Source organism: Aliivibrio fischeri (genome assembly GCA_038993745.2).
In the GTDB taxonomy this organism is placed as follows: domain Bacteria; phylum Pseudomonadota; class Gammaproteobacteria; order Enterobacterales; family Vibrionaceae; genus Aliivibrio; species Aliivibrio fischeri_B.
The window spans coordinates 1,414,718-1,433,171 of the sequence record CP160629.1 but is presented as its reverse complement, the minus strand read 5'-3'; the positions used below and the strand labels follow the sequence as shown (position 1 = coordinate 1,433,171).

Below are 18,454 nucleotides of genomic sequence, written 5' to 3'. Positions count from 1 at the left end.
TAATACTTTAATGCAAAACAAACCTAGTTCTTATGATCGCGAAGATTTACTAGCATCAAGCCGTGGCGAATTATTTGGCCCAAATGGTCCACAACTACCAGCACCAAACATGCTAATGATGGATCGTATCCCTCTGATGTCTGAAACTGAAGGTGCATTTGGTAAAGGTAAAGTGATCGCAGAGTTAGATATTACTCCAGATCTTTGGTTCTTTGATTGTCACTTCCCTGGTGACCCAGTAATGCCTGGCTGTCTTGGCCTGGATGCTATGTGGCAATTAGTTGGTTTCTTCCTTGGTTGGATTGGCGGCGAAGGTAAAGGTCGTGCTTTAGGTGTGGGTGAAGTTAAATTCACAGGCCAAGTACTTCCTACTGCGAAAAAAGTAACTTACGAAATCGATTTCAAACGTGTTATCAACCGTAAACTAGTTATGGGCCTAGCTGATGGTCGTGTACTTGTTGATGGTAAAGAAATTTACGTTGCAAAAGATCTTAAAGTTGGCCTTTTCCAAGATACATCTGCATTCTAATTAAATTTTTTAGTATGATTAAAAGCTAGCTTCGGGCTAGCTTTTTTTATTGCCCCTTTGACAAGTTATAGTGCGTTAGTACTGTTTTATAACATATGTTACCTACTCTAAGTGTTAGATTACTTAAACTCGTTTTTCGTAAATTCTAGAAAAAATTAAAGCCTCATATAGAGGCTTTAATTTTAAAATTCTTTTTATTTATGGGTTTACTTAAACAAACCGGACTGTTTGTCGTCTCTTGCGTCCCGCCAGCCTCCCAGCCAACATGAACGAGCATCCATTGATTGATATGGGCAGTGCTCTGATGAGCGGCCATTTAAGCCTGCTTTATACCCTTGTGATTGCGCTCGCTCTAAACGGTCACGCTTTTGTCTCTTCATAGTTCAGTCCTCATAGATGGAAAGCATGTTGCTTCATAAATGTACTACTTTACTACTTCACCCTTTTATTTAGTTAGGGTTCATCATGAACATTTCATGATGACAATATTAAGAATCGACTAATTTTGTGTGTTTTTCAAGTATAAAAAAAGCCTGAAGCCACATAATGTGACTTCAGGCTTAATCTTATTAATTAAGTTTTATTTAATTCGTTTGCGCATGAAACCAAATAAACCAAGTATGGTCAAAGCACCAAAGCCTAAACCAGCACCTTTACGTTCAGTTGCTGTACTATCATAGCTACGAGGTTCTATCGCAGAAGCATCAGATCCTGCAATTGGAACTAACTTAACCGCCACAACTTTTTCAGTTCCGTTACCATCTCCACAATATGCGTTATGTGATGTAGAGTCATAACCACCAGAACATTTCACTGCTGTTGCTGAGATAACACCAGCATCATTGATGCCACTGGCATCATAGATACGATATTGGTTATTGTTACTGCTTTCAGAACCACCATTCGTTAGATCATCAAGAAGCCAAGCTTTATTTTTAAATATCGCTCTTCTAGCAGTAATTGCAGCTTTATCTGCATCAGCAACTCCAGATGTTTCTCCATACGGATAAATAAATGCACGTTGGCGACGTTGCTTGCCATCGTATTCACGGTGATTCTCAGAGTCAATACGACCAACAATTTCATTGTAATTGTTAATACCACCCATTTCACCACCAGCACCATCAAAGAAGATACCACCATAGAAGAATGAAGCATTAATTGAACTTGCTGATGCATCAGGAACAATGAACAAACGATTCGATGCGGCACCATTTTTCGGGTAACCACCAGAACGTTTTGCTTGACCAACCACAACTAAATTCTTATTAATATTGGTAGCTACCGAGTTAGAGTGAATATTATCACCACTAATATCTACTTGAGCATTATTAATTTGAACTGAGTTAAGATTAGTTAAATTTGTAGTCGTTCCTTTAAAAATAGTTGCATTCATATGTTGGTCTTTATAGTTGTTATAGCCAACACCATAAAAAGTTGTTCCATCTACATATAAATCACGCATACTACCTTGAGCGTAATAATCTCCATCTTGTTGATTATTATATGCCCATTTAACTGCATTTAAAGTTGTTCCATTCCATACTGCAGGTTTTGAAAAATAATAATAACGCTCACCACCAGTACCTGTACGAGAAGAGACGCTTCCAACACTGTAAGTTCCATCTGTTGCCCATTGACGCCCTTGTTTCCATCCCGTAATGTCCCCATTAATCGGAGTGTTACGAACTGCTGCAGTACTGTAATTACCAATAGCTGAGCCAGATGAATTAAGTGAATTAATCACTGTATTTTTCGCATCAGTAGGTAAAACGGCTGCACCTTCAATAAATGCTAATGAGTTAGGTGTATTACTGCTATACGTCTCATTGTACCAACTAGACCAACGATCAGAAGCCCAGTATTCACACGTAGCATAACCTAATTGATAGAAACAGTAATCTTCAAAACCATCGTAATCATCTTCAATGTACGCAAATGAATTGTCCATTGCAAAAGGAACTTCTTCACGATATGAAAAACCATCAGGACGATTACGAGTTTCGCCTGCTAATTTATAACTAGCCCCATCAGCACAATCATCAACAAAACACCCTTTTGGATCAGCTGTGGCCCCGGGTTGAATAGCTGTTCCATATACTTCATTACCAGAAACACCTGGGGCTACTTCCACCACTTTATAAAGCGCTGCTTGCGCAGGAAGCGCAGCAGACACCAAAACAGCTAATGTGGTTAATTGTAATTTACTACTCATTTAACTTCCTATTGTAGAGCTTCAAGTTCTTCCCAACGCTCGAATGCTACTTCCAACTCTTGCTCTGCTTGAGCCAAGCGAGCCAATACAGGTTCAGTTACCTTCGGCTCTTGTTGGAAGAAAGTTGCGTCGTTCACTTTCTCTTGAAGTTCTGTAATTTCGTTTTCTAGTTTCTCTAAAAGTTCAGGTAGCTGTTCAAGCTCACGCTGCAACTTATAAGATAATTTCTTTGGTTTCGCTTGCACTGCGGCTGTTTCTTTAACTTCAACAGTTTCAGGCTTCTTCTTGGTTACTTTAGGTGCCATTGCATCACGAGCGGCCTGTACATTAGCACGTTGTTGCTGTGCATCGTGATAACCACCTACGAATTCTTCGATCTGACCCTCACCTTCGAAGATCCAACTTGTCGTAACTGTGTTATCAACAAACTGACGGTCATGGCTTACTAATAATAACGTACCCTGATAATTGGCAAGTAATTCTTCTAAAAGTTCCAATGTTTCGATATCTAAATCATTGGTTGGTTCATCAAGAATCAATAAATTATTAGGACGCAGGAATAAACGAGCAAGTAATAAACGGTTTTTCTCACCACCAGACAATGCTTTAACTGGTTGACGAGCACGTTTTGGAGAGAATAAGAAATCTTGTAAATAACTTAATGCATGACGCTCACGGCCACCTACGGTCACTTCTTGCTTACCATCGGCTAAGTTATCAATTACCGTTTTTTCAGGATCTAACGCTTCACGGTATTGGTCAAAGTACGCCACTTCTAACTTAGTACCACAATGCAAACGACCTGAATCAGGTTGTAATTGATCAAGCATCAGTTTTAATAATGTACTCTTACCACAGCCATTTGGACCAATTAAAGCAATACGATCACCACGCATGACATTAAAGCTGAAGTTTTTAACAATTGTCTTACCTTCAATAGCGTAATTAATCTTTTCTGCTTCAAATACAATCTTGCCTGAACGACTTGATTCATCCACTTGAATGTTTGCTTTACCCATTACCTCACGACGCTCTGAACGCTCACGACGTAACTGTTTTAATGCACGCACACGCCCTTCATTACGGGTACGACGCGCTTTAATACCTTCACGGATCCATGCTTCTTCTTGAGCAAGTACTTTATCAAATTGGGCATTCTGCTCTGCTTCTACACGCAGCATCTCTTCTTTCGCAAGTAAATAACCTTCATAATCACCAGGGAAAGAAGATAATTGACCACGATCCAAATCAACAATACGTGTCGCCATTGATTGAATGAATGCACGGTCATGCGAAATAAAGATAATCGAACCTTTAAAATCTTTTAAGAAAGTTTCAAGCCATTCAATCGTTGTCACATCTAAGTGGTTCGTCGGTTCATCAAGAAGAAGAACATCAGGATTAGAAACTAACGCACGAGCAAGTGCTGCTTTACGCTGCCAGCCACCAGATAAATCTGTTAAAAGTGTATGACCGTCCAGTTTTAATGATTCTAATACTGATTTAATGCGGGTATCAAAGTGCCAAGCACCTAGGTGATCAATTTTTTCTTGAGCACGAGAAAGCTTATTAATATTTGATTCACTTGGATCTGTTTCTAGTAAATCAAGCAGACGGTGATATTCTTTTAAATATTCACCCGCCTCTGCTAATCCTTCAGAAACGTAGTCAAAAACCGTTCCCGCTTCATTTCGAGGTGGATCTTGCTCTAAACGTGAAACCACCACATCTTGATTAATTTGTAATTTGCCGTCATCCATAATGATGTCACCAGCAATTACCTTCATAAGCGTCGATTTACCCGCACCATTGCGACCAACCAAACAAACACGCTCATTTTCTTGTAAAGCGAAATCAGATTTATCTAATAACGGATGATCGCCAAAAGCCAGTTGTCCGTTATTAATTGTAAGTAATGCCATTATCTTCTAACCAATTCTTTAGTTGTGATGCATCAAAGGGCCAATTTAGCTCAGATAAGCCATTCGCCACTACAGGGATAGTGACACCGTAACGAGAGAAAAGCTCATCGTTAAATGCAATATCGACGGTATCTACTTGTTCCATATCTACACCCACCTCAACAAGCAAGTCAAACGCTTGCTCGCAAAGGTGGCAGCCTTCCGTGCTATAGAGAGTGATCATTATCTCTTAGTCTTCCTTGTGGGTAATAATCCAACAGTTATGGATATGCTTGTTACGAGCAAAATCAAGAGGCAAAGTTTGCTTAGAAATATTCTTCGCTTTAAGTCCTGCTTTCTCTAATGCTGCTTCATCCATTTTGAAGTTACGTTTATTGTTAGAGAATACAATAGTACCGTTCTCACGTAGCATACGTTTTAAGTTTTCAAGCAGCATAATGTGATCACGCTGTACATCAAACGTTTGTTCCATACGCTTAGAGTTAGAGAACGTTGGTGGATCGATAAAGATTAAATCGAATTCACCGTCCGCTTGTTGTAACCATTGTAAACAATCAGCTTGTAAGAACTGGTGTTGTGTACCTGTCTGACCATTGGTATTCATGTTCTTCTGCGCCCACTCTAAGTAGGTACGAGACATATCAATCGTCATGGTAGATTTAGCACCACCACAAGCAGCGTGAACGGTTGCTGAACCTGTGTAAGCAAATAAGTTTAGGAAATCTTTTCCTGCTGCCATTTCACCTAACATTTTACGAGTCAATTTATGATCTAAGAATAAACCGGTATCTAAGTAATCTTGTAGGTTAACAATCAGTTTTACACCGTACTCTTCAACATCAAAGTAACGAGATTTCTCTGCCAGTTTTTGATATTGGTTTTACCAGATTGTTTTTGACGAACTTTTAAAATAACGTTATTAGTTTCAACACCCGTTACTAGAACTGTTGCACGGATCATATCCGTTAAACGACGACGCGCTTTATCTTCAGAAATCGTTTTTGGTGCCGCGTATTCTTGAATGATGATGTAATCTTTATAGACATCAATTGCCGCATTGTAATCTGGTAAATCAGCATCGTAGATACGGTAACAATCTAATTTCTCTTTACGTGCCCATTTACCAATCTTGCCTATGTTCTTTTTAAGACGGTTCATGAACTCAGGAGCAACTTCAATGCTTACCGCTTCTTTACGTTCAGCAGATTCAGTAATTGAGTAGTTCTTCTGAACACAAGGTAATGCACCATTGTTCAATTTAAATTGCTTATCTGCACGCATACGTAAACAAGCAAGTAGATCATCATTGCTTGAATAGATAGATGCCGTACAACCGCCAAATACTTCTTTTAATTGGCGACCAAATTCGCTGTACAGTGCAATCAATGCAGGCTCTGTACTTAGACGCTCACCATAAGGAGGGTTACAAAGAATAACACCATTCTCAAACCCTTCTGGGCGCTCAACTTTCGTAGCATCGCCCACATCAAAAGTAATTAAATCTTCCACGCCAGCACGACGCGCATTTTCACGAGCGGTTTGAATAACACGGTAATCACGATCAAAGCCGTAGAAACGAGCATCTACTTTCTTAACGCCACGGCGACTCTTAACACGAGCCTCAGAACGAATCTCAGCCCAAAGCTCAGCGTCAAAATCATTTAGTGCTTCAAAACACCACTTCTCACGCTTAACACCAGGAGCCATTTCACATGCCATTAGTGCCGCTTCAATCAGTAAGGTACCAGAACCACACATTGGATCTAGTAGAGGTTTTGACTCATCCCATGTACTACGCATAACAAGTGCTGCTGCTAGAGTTTCACGAAGTGGCGCACGACCAGCCTCAGTACGGTAGCCACGTTGGTGCAAACCAGAACCCACCAAATCAAAGCCAAGAATCCCTTTCTCGCCTGATAAACGCATATGAACACGTAAGTCTGGTTCTACTTTACTGATATTTGGACGCGCTAAGTCCGCTTTTGTAAAACGGTCAACAATTGCATCTTTTACTTTTAATGCACCGTATTGGCTATTTCGAATCTCACGGTTAGTACCGTTAAAGTCCACCACTAGCGTTTTATCAGCAGAGAAATAACTAGGCCAGTTAATTGAAGATGCGCCTAGGTATAAGTCCATATCATCACGGACATCGAACTCAGAAAGAATTTGAATGAAACGTGAAGCAATACGGCTCCACAAACAACAACGATAAACGACCTCGATTGGTGCTTCGAATTTAACACCAGCGTGAACCACTTTAGGGTCAGTCACACCAAGTGCAATCAGTTCATCTGCAAGTAAGTTTTCAAGGCCTTTAGAAGTAATGGCTAAGTATTTTTTCATGGGATTCTTTTCGTTATTAAATTGCCTCGCATTATACATGAATCTATATGAAATAGGACATTTAGATAGCAGATAAATGACAACTCTTTTATCCACTTAATTTCTTTTAAAACAAAAACTTATTAATCAAACAAGAGATCAAGTCCAAACTTCGTTTCCACAAAGAAACACAAAATAGCGCAATACCCATCGTGAATTCTGGACTATACCAATAGAAAATTAGCTATGTAATTTACTTACAAAACATGGGAAACAGGGAAAATAATAATGAAAAGGCCTATTTATAGACGTACTAAACTATTGTTCTGAGTGTTGTTTTTTTATACTTCTTGGCTCTAGGTCTCACTTTTAAGAGTTTAAATGTTGAGCGTTTTCATCGCAGCCTCTTTAAAAATCTTAAGTACTACGATTTAACTTACCTATTTCAAGCAAACGATTAGATAGATAAATACAATCCAATAAGACGGTATCTGGCCGTTCTATAGGTGCGTATTAATACTATGTGAGGTATGTATTTAATTAGAGAAGCGCTGGTTGGTAGCTGCATCAAAGGAAGGAAACGATATAATTAGAAAGGGAAATAAAGCAAAAACAAATGATAAATTAAGGATAAAGAAACGTCGTTTTGCCTTAACCTACCATTGCATAGTACGAAGAGTTGACTACCTGCATTGGAGCCATGCGGTCATGCATTACTTTAATTGGTTCACAAAAGGCCATGTATTTAGTCGGATTTAGAGCGAAAGCGTCCATGTCCACCAGCATACACATACTTGCACATTCGTAGTTTTCAACAATAATGAAGTGCCCTTCCCCTAAATCATTCTTAAGAGAGATAACTTCACCTTCCTCAGGAGCATAGCCTGCATCGCTTTGAGTCTCAAAAAACCAGCTTTTAGGAAGCATAGGCTTATGAAAACGTTTAGCTGCTACACAATTAAGAGCAAGCTCTACTTTACGAGGTTCAGATAGAGGGAGATAAGAAATGTGTTCAACGAACATTTGATAGGCAGATGCATCATCTACAGAGAATTTGCATTCAGAAAATGCGCCTTCGACTAATACTTTATGTGGAAGGTTTACACAAAAGACCATATCCATGCCCAAATCAAGCATTAGAGATTGTGCTTTATTATCGTAATACCAAGTCCATGTATCACTAGGTTTAAGCATTATGAATTCTCTCTTGAAAATGGGAAAAATCCCGTGCCAGCCAAATATCAATGGATGCAATTTTATAGCGAAAATTTCCATCTGTTTTCGCGTAAAAAATTCATTGATGCAATTAACTGTTAATTTTACAAGAGGTTAGCAATAAAAAAAGGGGAAAATATTATTCTCCCCTTTATTAAAATCACTTGTAATCAACTTACTGTTGAAATTTCAGCCTTAAATATTGTTAACAATATCTCGAACCAGACCTGGACCTTTATAAATAAAGCCAGAATAGACTTGAACTAGCTCTGCACCAGCAACCATTTTCTCTTTTGCTGCTACATAAGAGTCAATACCACCTACTCCAATAATTGGTAGATTATCGCCAAGTAATTCTTTAAGGCGACGAACAACTTCAGTACTACGTGTTTGAACAGGACGACCACTTAAGCCACCCATCTCTTCAGCATGCTTCATGCCTTCAACCATAGAACGATTTAATGTTGTGTTTGTTGCAATCACCCCATCAATTTTATATTTGATCAATGATTCAGCAATTTGTGTCAATTCATCGTCTTCTAGATCCGGAGCGATCTTAAGTGCAACAGGAACATACTTACCGTATTTCTCTGCTAACTCTTTTTGTTTCTCTTTTAATTGAGATAAAAGATCATCTAACGCTTCACCATATTGAAGAGTTCGAAGTCCTGGAGTATTTGGAGATGAAATATTCACCGCGATATAACCGGCATATTGATATACCTTTTCCATACAGATTAGGTAATCTTCCGTGCCCTTTTCAATTGGTGTATCTTTGTTTTTACCAATGTTAATGCCGATAACGCCATCGTATTTTGCTTTCTTAACGTTCTCAACAAGGTTATCTACGCCTAGGTTATTAAATCCCATACGGTTGATAATACCTTCAGCTTCAATAAGACGGAACAAGCGTGGTTTATCATTACCAGATTGAGGACGAGGTGTTACAGTGCCGACTTCTACAAATCCAAACCCCATAGCGCCAAATGCTTCAATACATTCACCGTTTTTATCAAGGCCAGCAGCAAGGCCAACAGGATTTTTAAATTTAATACCCATCACTTCTACCGGTTTAGAAGCAAGGTTTTGACGATAGAAGATATCAAGAGGAGTGCCGTTGAAGCGTTTGAAATTTTGAATTGCTAGGTCATGTGCTTTTTCAGCATCAAGTTTGAAAATGCCAGCTCTGGCGATGCGATATAACATTGTAACTCCAAAATTAAGTCCCGTATAAACGGGGAGACATTATTCACTGATTTTATTCACAATTCAAACTTAATCGTACTTTATTCATAATTAATTATTGCAAACTGACACCTTATATTTATCGCAATTATTAAATATTCACTTCTTACGATTAAAAATGTAAGTAAATGAGAAAATTATCGAGATAATAAAAAAGGAAAGTGAATAAAAAATCACTTTCCTTATAGAAGAGCAAACGTTTGGCTTACCCTATTTTTATCTTGCTAAAGCAGAAGAACAACTCAAATTTAATAAGGTTAATTCTCTCAATGCGACTGAAAATTTAGCAAATTCGTGCACTGAACCGACCTTAAATTCATTCAAGATGTTTTCCCAACGCTCAACAGAAGCAGCATTATTCAAACACCATTCTTCTATTGCATTTTCGATGCTTGTATCATCTTTATATTCCGCTAAAACCAAGGTCGTTAATTGACGTTGTTGCCAATCAAGATCTTCCCTAAATGATGCTCGAGCCAAGGCTTGCCAATGATTATCAACTCCTTGGTTGTTAATTTGTTTCAAGAACCAATGAAGCGATAATTTATCACCTAATACATAGTATAAACGTGATGCGACAGACACTGGTTGCCCTGCAGCTTCTGCAACTTCTGAAATATCCATTGCTGAATATAAACTACTTAAGCGTGCTAGCACATTGCCAAGTTCACACGGAACCCTAATTCAAAGTAATGATTAGCCTGCTCAATATGTTCCACCACCTCATCATTAACCAAATACCCATCGAGATTCACTTTAATATCATCAACCGCTGATTTGTATTTTTCGATAAGTGCTTGAATGGACATGTTTTGAGAGCCATTACGCAATAACCATCGAGTAACACGACGAATTGTACGGCGCATTGCAAAGAAGGCTTCATATTGTGCTTCCGTTGTTGCCGTATTATCCAACTCACGAATTTGCTTAAATAAATCACCAAATTCAAAGATAGCTCGAGTTGCGGCATACGCATTAGCAATATCAGTGACAGCGTAACCAGTTTCTTCTTGCAGACGAGTGATAAAATTGCATCCCATCTCATTAACCATCTGGTTGGCTAAACAGGTAGCAATAATCTCTGAACGTAATGGATGGTTATCCATTGCGGCTTTATAGTTACGTTGTAACTCAGTTGGGAAATACGTTGTTAATAAATCAGCATGATACGGATTATTTGCGATTTCATCACAAGCTAGCTGATCTTTTAATACCATTTTTCCGTAGGCAACAAGAACAGAAAGCTCTGGACGAGTTAATGCCTGCCCCATTTTCTCACGCTCAATTAAAGTTTCATCGTCTGGAATAAACTCTAAAGCACGATCTAACTTACCTTGTTTTTCCAAATGGTGAATAAAGCGGATCTGCTCTTTCACCAATGATGTACCTTGTTGCTCTGTTACAGAGATCGATTCAGACTGACAATACGCATCATCAAGAACAATTTCGCCGACTTCATCTTCCATTTTCTCAAGAAGTACGTTGCGTTGTTTATAAGTAAGATCACCATTAGCCACTAAGCCATTCAGTAAGATCTTAATGTTTACTTCATTATCAGAACAATCAACCCCACCAACATTATCAACAAAATCGGTGTTAACTCGACCACCTTTTAGTGCATATTCAATACGCCCTAATTGAGTCATGCCTAAGTTACCACCCTCGCCAACCACTTTAGCATTTAGCTCTGAGCCATTGATACGTAAGGCATCATTAGCACGGTCACCAACATCAACACTGGTTTCTTTACTGGATTTAACGTAAGTACCAATCCCGCCGTTCCATAACAGATCAACCTCCATTTTTAAGATCATCTGAATAAGATCATTTGGAGCAAGAGATTGCTTGCGAGTACCTAACATTTTCTGAATTTCAGGAGAAAGTTCGATCGATTTCGCTCGGCGAGAGAAAATACCACCGCCTTGAGAGATCAATGATTTGTTGTAGTCTTCCCAACTCGATCCCTGAAGCTCAAATAAACGCTTACGCTCTGGCCAAGTCAATTCAGAATTAGGATTTGGATCGATAAATATATGTAAATGGTTAAATGCGGCTTGTAATCGAATGTGTTTTGATAAAAGCATACCATTACCAAACACATCACCAGCCATATCGCCAACACCAATGGCTGTAAAATCAGTTGTTTGACAATCAATTCCCATTTCACGGAAATGACGTTTTACCGACTCCCAAGCCCCTTTTGCTGTAATACCCATGGCTTTATGGTCATAACCATTAGAACCACCGGAAGCAAATGCATCCCCTAACCAGAAGTTATACTCTTCTGATACTGAGTTAGCTAAATCAGAGAAGGTTGCGGTACCTTTATCTGCTGCAACAACCAAATACGGATCATCGTCATCATGACGAACAACATTAGATGGAGGAACCACCTCGCCTTCAATAATATTATCAGATACATCCAATAACGCTCGAATGAATTGTTTATAGCAGCGTTGACCTTCAGCGAAGATATCTTCACGAGTCGTAAAGTTATGCTGTTTCTTACAAACAAAACCGCCTTTTGCACCAACAGGAACAATAACCGTATTTTTAACTTGTTGTGCTTTAACTAAGCCAAGCACTTCGGTTCGGAAATCTTCTTGTCTATCAGACCAACGTAATCCACCACGAGCTACCTTTCCACCACGTAAATGCACACCTTCAATATCTGGCGCATAAACGAAAATTTCGTACGCAGGTACTGGTGCTGGGATTTCAGGAATATTTGATGGTTGCATCTTTAACGATAACCAAGGCTTAGCTTGCCCATCTTCTGCAGTTTGATAGTAGTTGGTACGTAACGTCGCAACGATCATTTCTACATAACGACGAATAATACGATCATCATCTAGACTCTCTACTTTATCCAAGCTTGAATAAATGGCATCTAGTTGTTTTTGTTCTTTTTTATCAGACCAATTCGATTTAGGATCAAAGCGGAGTTCAAACAGTTTAACCACAGAAACCGCTAAATCAGTGTGGGTTGATAATGTATCTTCAATATATTGCTGACTAAATGGGAAGCCAACTTGACGCATATAACGCGCATAAGCACGTAAAATAGTCACTTCACGGCCAGATAAACCAGCACCTAGAACCAATCGGTTAAAACCATCACTCTCTAATTGACCATTCCAAATCTGAGCAAACGCTTCTTGAAAACGATCACGAGCTTGACGAAGATCCACTTCAGCTGATCCATTATGAATCATCGAGAAATCTAAGATCCAATCAACCGATCCATCACTCTTTTTCACCGCATATGGTGACTCACCAATAACTCGTAACCCTAGGTTTTCAAGCATTGGCATCACATCAGATAAGTGAATTGGCTCATCACGATGGAACAATTTTAATTTAACGTTGGCTGACCCTTTCTTCTCTTCTTGTGGACGATAGAAAAGCATACCTAATTTGTTATCATCGTTTAGCAGTTCTAATCGTTCAATATCCGCAACCGCTGAACCTGGTAATGTCGCTTCTTTATACGAGCGAGGAAAAGCACGTTGATACTGTTTAGCTATTGCCGTTCCTTTGCTCTCACCTAAATTAGCAACAATCACATCACAAAGACGATCATCCCATGTTGAAGCGGCTTCCATTAGATTATTTTCAATGTCTTTCACATTAATATCGCCATTATTATTATCGACACGAACGATGTAATGCGTTCTTGCTAACGCACTTTCAGAGAAGAAAGTCGTAAATTCAACTTCTTGTTTTGAGCCAAAATAATTTTGTAATATACGTTGAGTTTGTCGACGTAACTCTGTGTTATAACGCTCTTTAGTGACATACACCATGCATGAGAAAAAGCGTCCGAATGGGTCACGACGGACAAATAATCGCAATAAATCACGATCTTGCATTTTTACCACACCTACGCCAACTTCAAGCATCTCTTCTTCATTAGCTTGGAATAATTCATCTCGTGGGTACGTTTCTAGAATATTATGCAGAGCTTTATAAGAGTGTGAGCCCTTAATGTATTTGCTCGCATCCAAGATACGTTCAACTTTATTACTCAATAATGGAATGTTTGAAACGCTTTGATTATATGCTGTTGACGTATAAAGACCTGTAAAGCGATGCTCGCCTATTACCTTACCTTCTTTATTTAAACGTTTGATACCGATGTAATCAGTATAAGCAGGACGGTGAATTCGTGATTTGGTGTTTGATTTGGTAAGAATAAGAAGATCTGATTTCTTTGCTGCAGCTCGTGCAGAAGATGGCATTTCGGAAAGCTTTGTCGTATGAATTCGTGACGCTAACGAGAACAGCCCTAACCCTTCCTCTTGGGTTGGAACCAACTCATGATCACCTTCTACTGCTTGTAAATCAAAGTTCTTATAACCCATCAAAGTGAAGTTGTGATTTTTAAGCCAAGAAAGAAATGAAATGGCTTCATCTATCTCTTCTTTTACTATTGGTAAATCCGACGTTTTTAACTCTTCAATTACCTCTGTCAATTTATCTGACATCGGCTTCCATTGATTCACGACCGATGGATGTCTTGTAGAACAATAAGCAATTCATTTTGAAGCCTTTCCATTTCAACCTTGTCATTTAAATGATCAACTTCAAAATGGAATAGAGTTTGTTGCATCCCAGCGTTACTCTCACAGACTGAAATGATCTCACCGCTTTCGTTACGGCCAAAACAATGTGGTCCGTGAAGCATAAAATGGCTCGTCATGTCTAAACGAGCTAAAGCCATTTTTACGGAATCAACTAAAAATGGGCTATCTGGTGTAACAATCTCAACTACAGTATGTGTTGACTGCCACCCATCTTGACTGAGTTTAGGATTAAAAACACGAACCGAAATATCTGATATTTTAACATCAGATAAGTGGTTCCAAAGACTGAGTGTTGCACCATACATATCTGATTCATTGCGTTGCAGTAAATCGTCATCATCAATGTTAGCAAATAAACGCTGAGCAAGTTGCGTTATTAGGGATTGTTGAGGCATTTCAAGCTTTTCAGCAATAAGAGCGTACACTTTCTCAAGTAGTACAGGAACAATAGGATCACGCGTCGTCATAAAGCGAATGCTCCGTTTTTTATGATTAGTATTATTTATATAGTGTAGCAGTTGAAACTGCCCACGCACCTTACATTGTAAGGATTATATGGCAGAAACGTTATGACTTTTTTGCGTGCTAGAAGCTTAATCGTTAGATTTGTGATTAAGGTAGCGCTTTATCCTACTTGCTCTAAATTTAGAAAACGATTATTTTGGTCTGTAGTCAATCTGAAGCGTCCTTTCACTCCTAGTTGAGTCAGAAACGAACGAAAACGTGACGCAGGCAATTGTAATTTTAACCCTTGTTCTGTTACGACTAACACCGTGCTTGCTGCACCAGAATAATGGCTTAAAAACGCTTGATAAGTAACATTCATTCTAAAGTAATAAAATTTGTTCATTATTCTCTATTACATATTGGATATATGGGTGATTTATTTTTCTATTTTGGATCTTAAATAAAAAAATGGCCAGTAAAATACTGACCATTTTCATGAATTAAGATCGAGTAATTAAGCTAATGCTTTCGTTACTTTCTCATAAAGATCTTTAGCTAGGTTATCAAGATCCGCTAAGCGCTGTAGTTGAGCCTTGATAAGCGATTGACGATCACTATCGTATTTCTTAAATTTCAACAATGGATCAACCAATCGTGAAGCAACTTGTGGGTTACTCTCATTCATTTCAATAAGAATATCCCCTAAGAATGCGTACCCTTCACCTGTTTTACTATGGAAGTTAACCGCATTACCACCAGCAAATGAACCAATTAAGCTGCGTGTTCTGTTTGGATTTTTCAAACTAAACGCTTTGTGATTCATTGTTTCTTTGATGATTGATAACGCTTCTGAACTTGGGTTTGATCCTTGAAGAATAAACCACTTATCCATAACTAATCCGTCATGTGACCATTTCGCACTAAAATCATTCATTAATGTTTGACGAATTGATAACTCAGCAGCATTCGCGGCACCCATTGCAGCCATAGTATCTGTCATGTTGTCTGCATCTTGATACTGTGCCTCAACTAACGCTTCACCAATTTCTGTTTTTGCAAGATAACTTAATGAACAGTTTCGTAAAGCTCGTTTACCAATCGCATCATGTTCTACAGAGTAACTACCCTGTTTTAAACTATGATACGTAGCAGAAAATTCATCTTTCAATTCTGTCGCTAATGTTTGTTTGATAAATCCAAGCGCCTTATCAATCGCATCGACATCGACAGTATCAAACCAACCGGTGATTTCATTATGATTTGGTAATACAAACATTTCCGCAATAAAAGCATGTTCCAATTCAGCATTGAGTAATACCCCACGGAACGCATCAACGACAGATTGAGGAAGAACAAGTTCTTTATCGTCTTGAATATTAGCGATGTTCTTACGAATATAGTTAGCTAATAACATTTGGCCAGCATCCCAACGAGCAAAGTCGTTTTGTGCGTGAACCATTAAGAAAATCAACTCTTCATCTGAATAAGCGTAATTTAATTTAACAGGTGCTGAAAACTCACGAAGTAAAGAAACAACTGGTTTTTCAGAAACTTGCTCAAAAATAAAGGTTTGTTCTTCTTCAGTTACATTCAATACATTGCTGACTTTTTCATTGTTACAGCGTAACTGAATAATTGAACCATCTTGTGCATATAACTCAATATCAAAAGGAATATGAAGTGGCAATTTATCCGTTTGATCTTCTGTTGCTGGAGTATGTTGTTTTACCGTTAACGCATATTCATTTTTAGCATCATCATAAGAAGAACTCACCGTCAGTACCGGTGTACCTGACTGACTATACCAACGACGGAATTGAGTCAGATCGATACCTGATGCATTTTCCATTGCCAATACAAAATCTTCACAGGTTGCAGCAGTACCATCATGACGTTCAAAATAAAGTTTCATTCCTTTTTGGAAATTCGCTTCACCTAATAAGGTATGCATCATACGGATCACTTCACTGCCCTTTTCGTATACCGTTAAAGTATAGAAGTTATTCATCTCTATCACTTTTTCGGGACGAATTGGGTGAGCCATTGGACTCGCATCTTCAGCAAATTGTGGGCCACGCATAATACGAACATTATTAATTCGATTTACTGAACGAGAACCAAGATCAGATGAGAACTCTTGATCACGGAAAACCGTTAAACCTTCTTTTAAACTTAATTGGAACCAGTCACGACAAGTCACTCGGTTACCAGTCCAGTTATGAAAATATTCATGACCGATTACCGCTTCAATACCTAAATAGTCAGTATCTGTTGCCGTTTCTTGTTTAGCCAAAACAAATTTAGAGTTAAATACATTTAAGCCTTTGTTTTCCATCGCACCCATATTGAAGAAATCAACGGCAACGATCATGTAAATATCAAGGTCATACTCCAAATCGAAACGCTCTTCATCCCACTTCATTGAGTTAATCAAAGAAGTCATTGCATGAGGAGTTCTATCTAAGTTGCCTTGGTCAACATAAATCTCTAGTGCAACATCACGGCCAGATTTAGTTTTATAAGTATCTGTTAATACATCAAAATTACCCGCAACTAAAGCAAAAAGATAAGCCGGTTTTGGGAATGGGTCTTGCCAGTGAACAAAGTGTTTTCCACCGTCAAGATCACCTTGGCTAATGCGATTGCCGTTACTTAATAAATGTGGGTATGCCTCTTTATCTGCAATCACTTTTGTGGTGAAACGTGCAAGAACATCAGGACGATCCAAATAATAGGTAATTCGACGGAAACCTTCTGCTTCACATTGAGTACAGAACCCATCACCTGATTTATACAAACCTTCTAATGCGGTATTTTCTTGAGGATTAATTTCAGTAATGATTGTTAATGTAAAATCACCGCTAACATTATGAATAGTTAGTTGAGTGTCTGTTTGAGTAAAGTCACTGTACTCAACATCATCAATTTTTAAAGACACCAACTTCATCCCTTCACCTTCAAGAAGAAGATCCGTAGATTGTTTTAATTGTTGTACTTTTGAAGTGGCCGAAACTAATGTGTTGGTATCATTGAGATCAAAGACTAAATCGATATCTGAAATTGTGAATTCTGGAGATTGATAATCACTGCGAAATTTAGCCTGAGGTTGTTGGCTCATAATATATCCTTATGATTTCTATCACTGAAAACAAAGCTAGTGATAATAGCTATTTAACTCCTCCATTCTCGCATAAGATCCAACAAATTTGTTATTAAAAAATATTCTAGTCTCATATTTCTATACTTGGAGTAACATTAATCCCGAACTAATAGCGCATACATTCCAAATTGCTCATTTTTTAACTCAAGTGCATTTTCATTAATTTCAAATGTCGATTCCTGCTCCCCTTCATCATATAAAAGAACCAAGTCATCATCTTCAAAGTAATAGTAACCAATTTTTTGATTTCGTTTACCTGTACTCGAAATCACTTCTAGTGAAAAAATAAAATCTGACCCTAAAAACAGATTCAAATTTTGAACATCACTGACCATAATATCTTCACCAGAAACGAGCTGTGAACGCCAGGCTCCAGTGTAGGTTTCAGGGACAACTTTAAAGAATTCAACACCATTTAAATACAATCTGTTATGACTAACTTGGTAGTGATAAACATGAGATTCATCTTCACCGCCTTTAAACAAAATTCGCTCTGGTGATAACTGAAACTCTCCCGACCACGAATCTGCCGTATTCTTTTCTACTTTTATCATTTCAATCGTAAATTGATGATCAGAATTGAGTCGAATATGAAGAACATCAAAATCATTTTCGATATGTGGTGGTTTAAAGAAGTACCAATCACCTAATAAAAATGGATTTTCAAAATACGTTAGCGATTTATTTTCTAACTCTACCGTTGCGTTAGATACAAAGGGACTAATAAAGAAAAGTAATACAGATAAAATCATCGGCTTCATATCAAGACTCCAAGTAAATTGAATGCTTACTATGTTAAGCCTAGTTGTA

Annotated in this window: 10 protein-coding genes and 2 pseudogenes; 1 reads left to right on the top strand and 11 read right to left on the bottom strand. The window is 38.3% G+C overall.

Annotated elements, in window-relative coordinates; genetic code table 11:
* The first annotated feature begins 10 nt into the window (after positions 1-10).
* The gene (gene fabA, locus AAFX60_006860) at positions 11-529 is read left to right on the top strand and encodes a bifunctional 3-hydroxydecanoyl-ACP dehydratase/trans-2-decenoyl-ACP isomerase (GenBank protein ID XDF78820.1); all 519 of its coding nucleotides are present in this window, start codon (positions 11-13) and stop codon (positions 527-529) included.
* Between the two features lie 206 nt (positions 530-735).
* Here fabA and rmf read toward each other — a convergent pair whose 3' ends face one another.
* The 11 genes and pseudogenes from rmf to AAFX60_006805 all read right to left on the bottom strand — a co-directional run bounded on the left by rmf (position 736) and on the right by AAFX60_006805 (position 18,405).
* Positions 736-909: a ribosome modulation factor gene (gene rmf, locus AAFX60_006855; GenBank protein ID XDF78819.1), complete on the bottom strand. Its 174-nt coding sequence runs from the start codon at positions 907-909 to the stop codon at positions 736-738.
* A 200-nt stretch (positions 910-1,109) separates the two neighbouring features.
* Positions 1,110-2,744, bottom strand: coding sequence for a DUF3466 family protein (locus AAFX60_006850; protein ID XDF78818.1), 1,635 nt, complete (start codon positions 2,742-2,744; stop codon positions 1,110-1,112).
* An 8-nt stretch (positions 2,745-2,752) separates the two neighbouring features.
* A complete protein-coding gene (locus AAFX60_006845; protein XDF78817.1) occupies positions 2,753-4,666 on the bottom strand; it encodes an ABC transporter ATP-binding protein in 1,914 nt (637 codons plus the stop codon).
* On the bottom strand, positions 4,647-4,889 hold the full coding sequence (locus AAFX60_006840; protein ID XDF78816.1) for a glutaredoxin family protein: 243 nt from the start codon (positions 4,887-4,889) through the stop codon (positions 4,647-4,649). The genes AAFX60_006845 and AAFX60_006840 overlap by 20 nt, the downstream gene beginning before the upstream one ends.
* Positions 4,890-4,895: 6 nt before the next feature.
* Positions 4,896-7,012: pseudogene (gene rlmKL, locus AAFX60_006835) on the bottom strand (bifunctional 23S rRNA (guanine(2069)-N(7))-methyltransferase RlmK/23S rRNA (guanine(2445)-N(2))-methyltransferase RlmL).
* Between the two features lie 630 nt (positions 7,013-7,642).
* Positions 7,643-8,185 carry a cell division protein ZapC gene (locus tag AAFX60_006830; protein XDF78815.1) on the bottom strand — a complete coding sequence of 181 codons (543 nt, stop codon included), beginning with the start codon at positions 8,183-8,185 and terminating at the stop codon, positions 7,643-7,645.
* Between the two features lie 216 nt (positions 8,186-8,401).
* Positions 8,402-9,412 carry a quinone-dependent dihydroorotate dehydrogenase gene (gene pyrD / locus AAFX60_006825; GenBank protein XDF78814.1) on the bottom strand — a complete coding sequence of 337 codons (1,011 nt, stop codon included), beginning with the start codon at positions 9,410-9,412 and terminating at the stop codon, positions 8,402-8,404.
* Positions 9,413-9,667: 255 nt separating this feature from the next.
* A pseudogene (locus AAFX60_006820) lies at positions 9,668-14,504 on the bottom strand (NAD-glutamate dehydrogenase).
* A 158-nt stretch (positions 14,505-14,662) separates the two neighbouring features.
* A complete protein-coding gene (locus AAFX60_006815) occupies positions 14,663-14,887 on the bottom strand; it encodes a DUF2835 domain-containing protein (GenBank protein ID XDF78813.1) in 225 nt (74 codons plus the stop codon).
* A gap of 111 nt (positions 14,888-14,998) precedes the next feature.
* Complete coding sequence (gene pepN / locus AAFX60_006810) at positions 14,999-17,602, bottom strand: aminopeptidase N (protein ID XDF78812.1); 2,604 nt, start codon at positions 17,600-17,602, stop codon at positions 14,999-15,001.
* 137 nt (positions 17,603-17,739) lie between these two features.
* Entirely contained in the window at positions 17,740-18,405 is a 666-nt protein-coding gene (locus AAFX60_006805; protein ID XDF78811.1) for a hypothetical protein, read from the bottom strand.
* Positions 18,406-18,454: the final 49 nt, after the last annotated feature.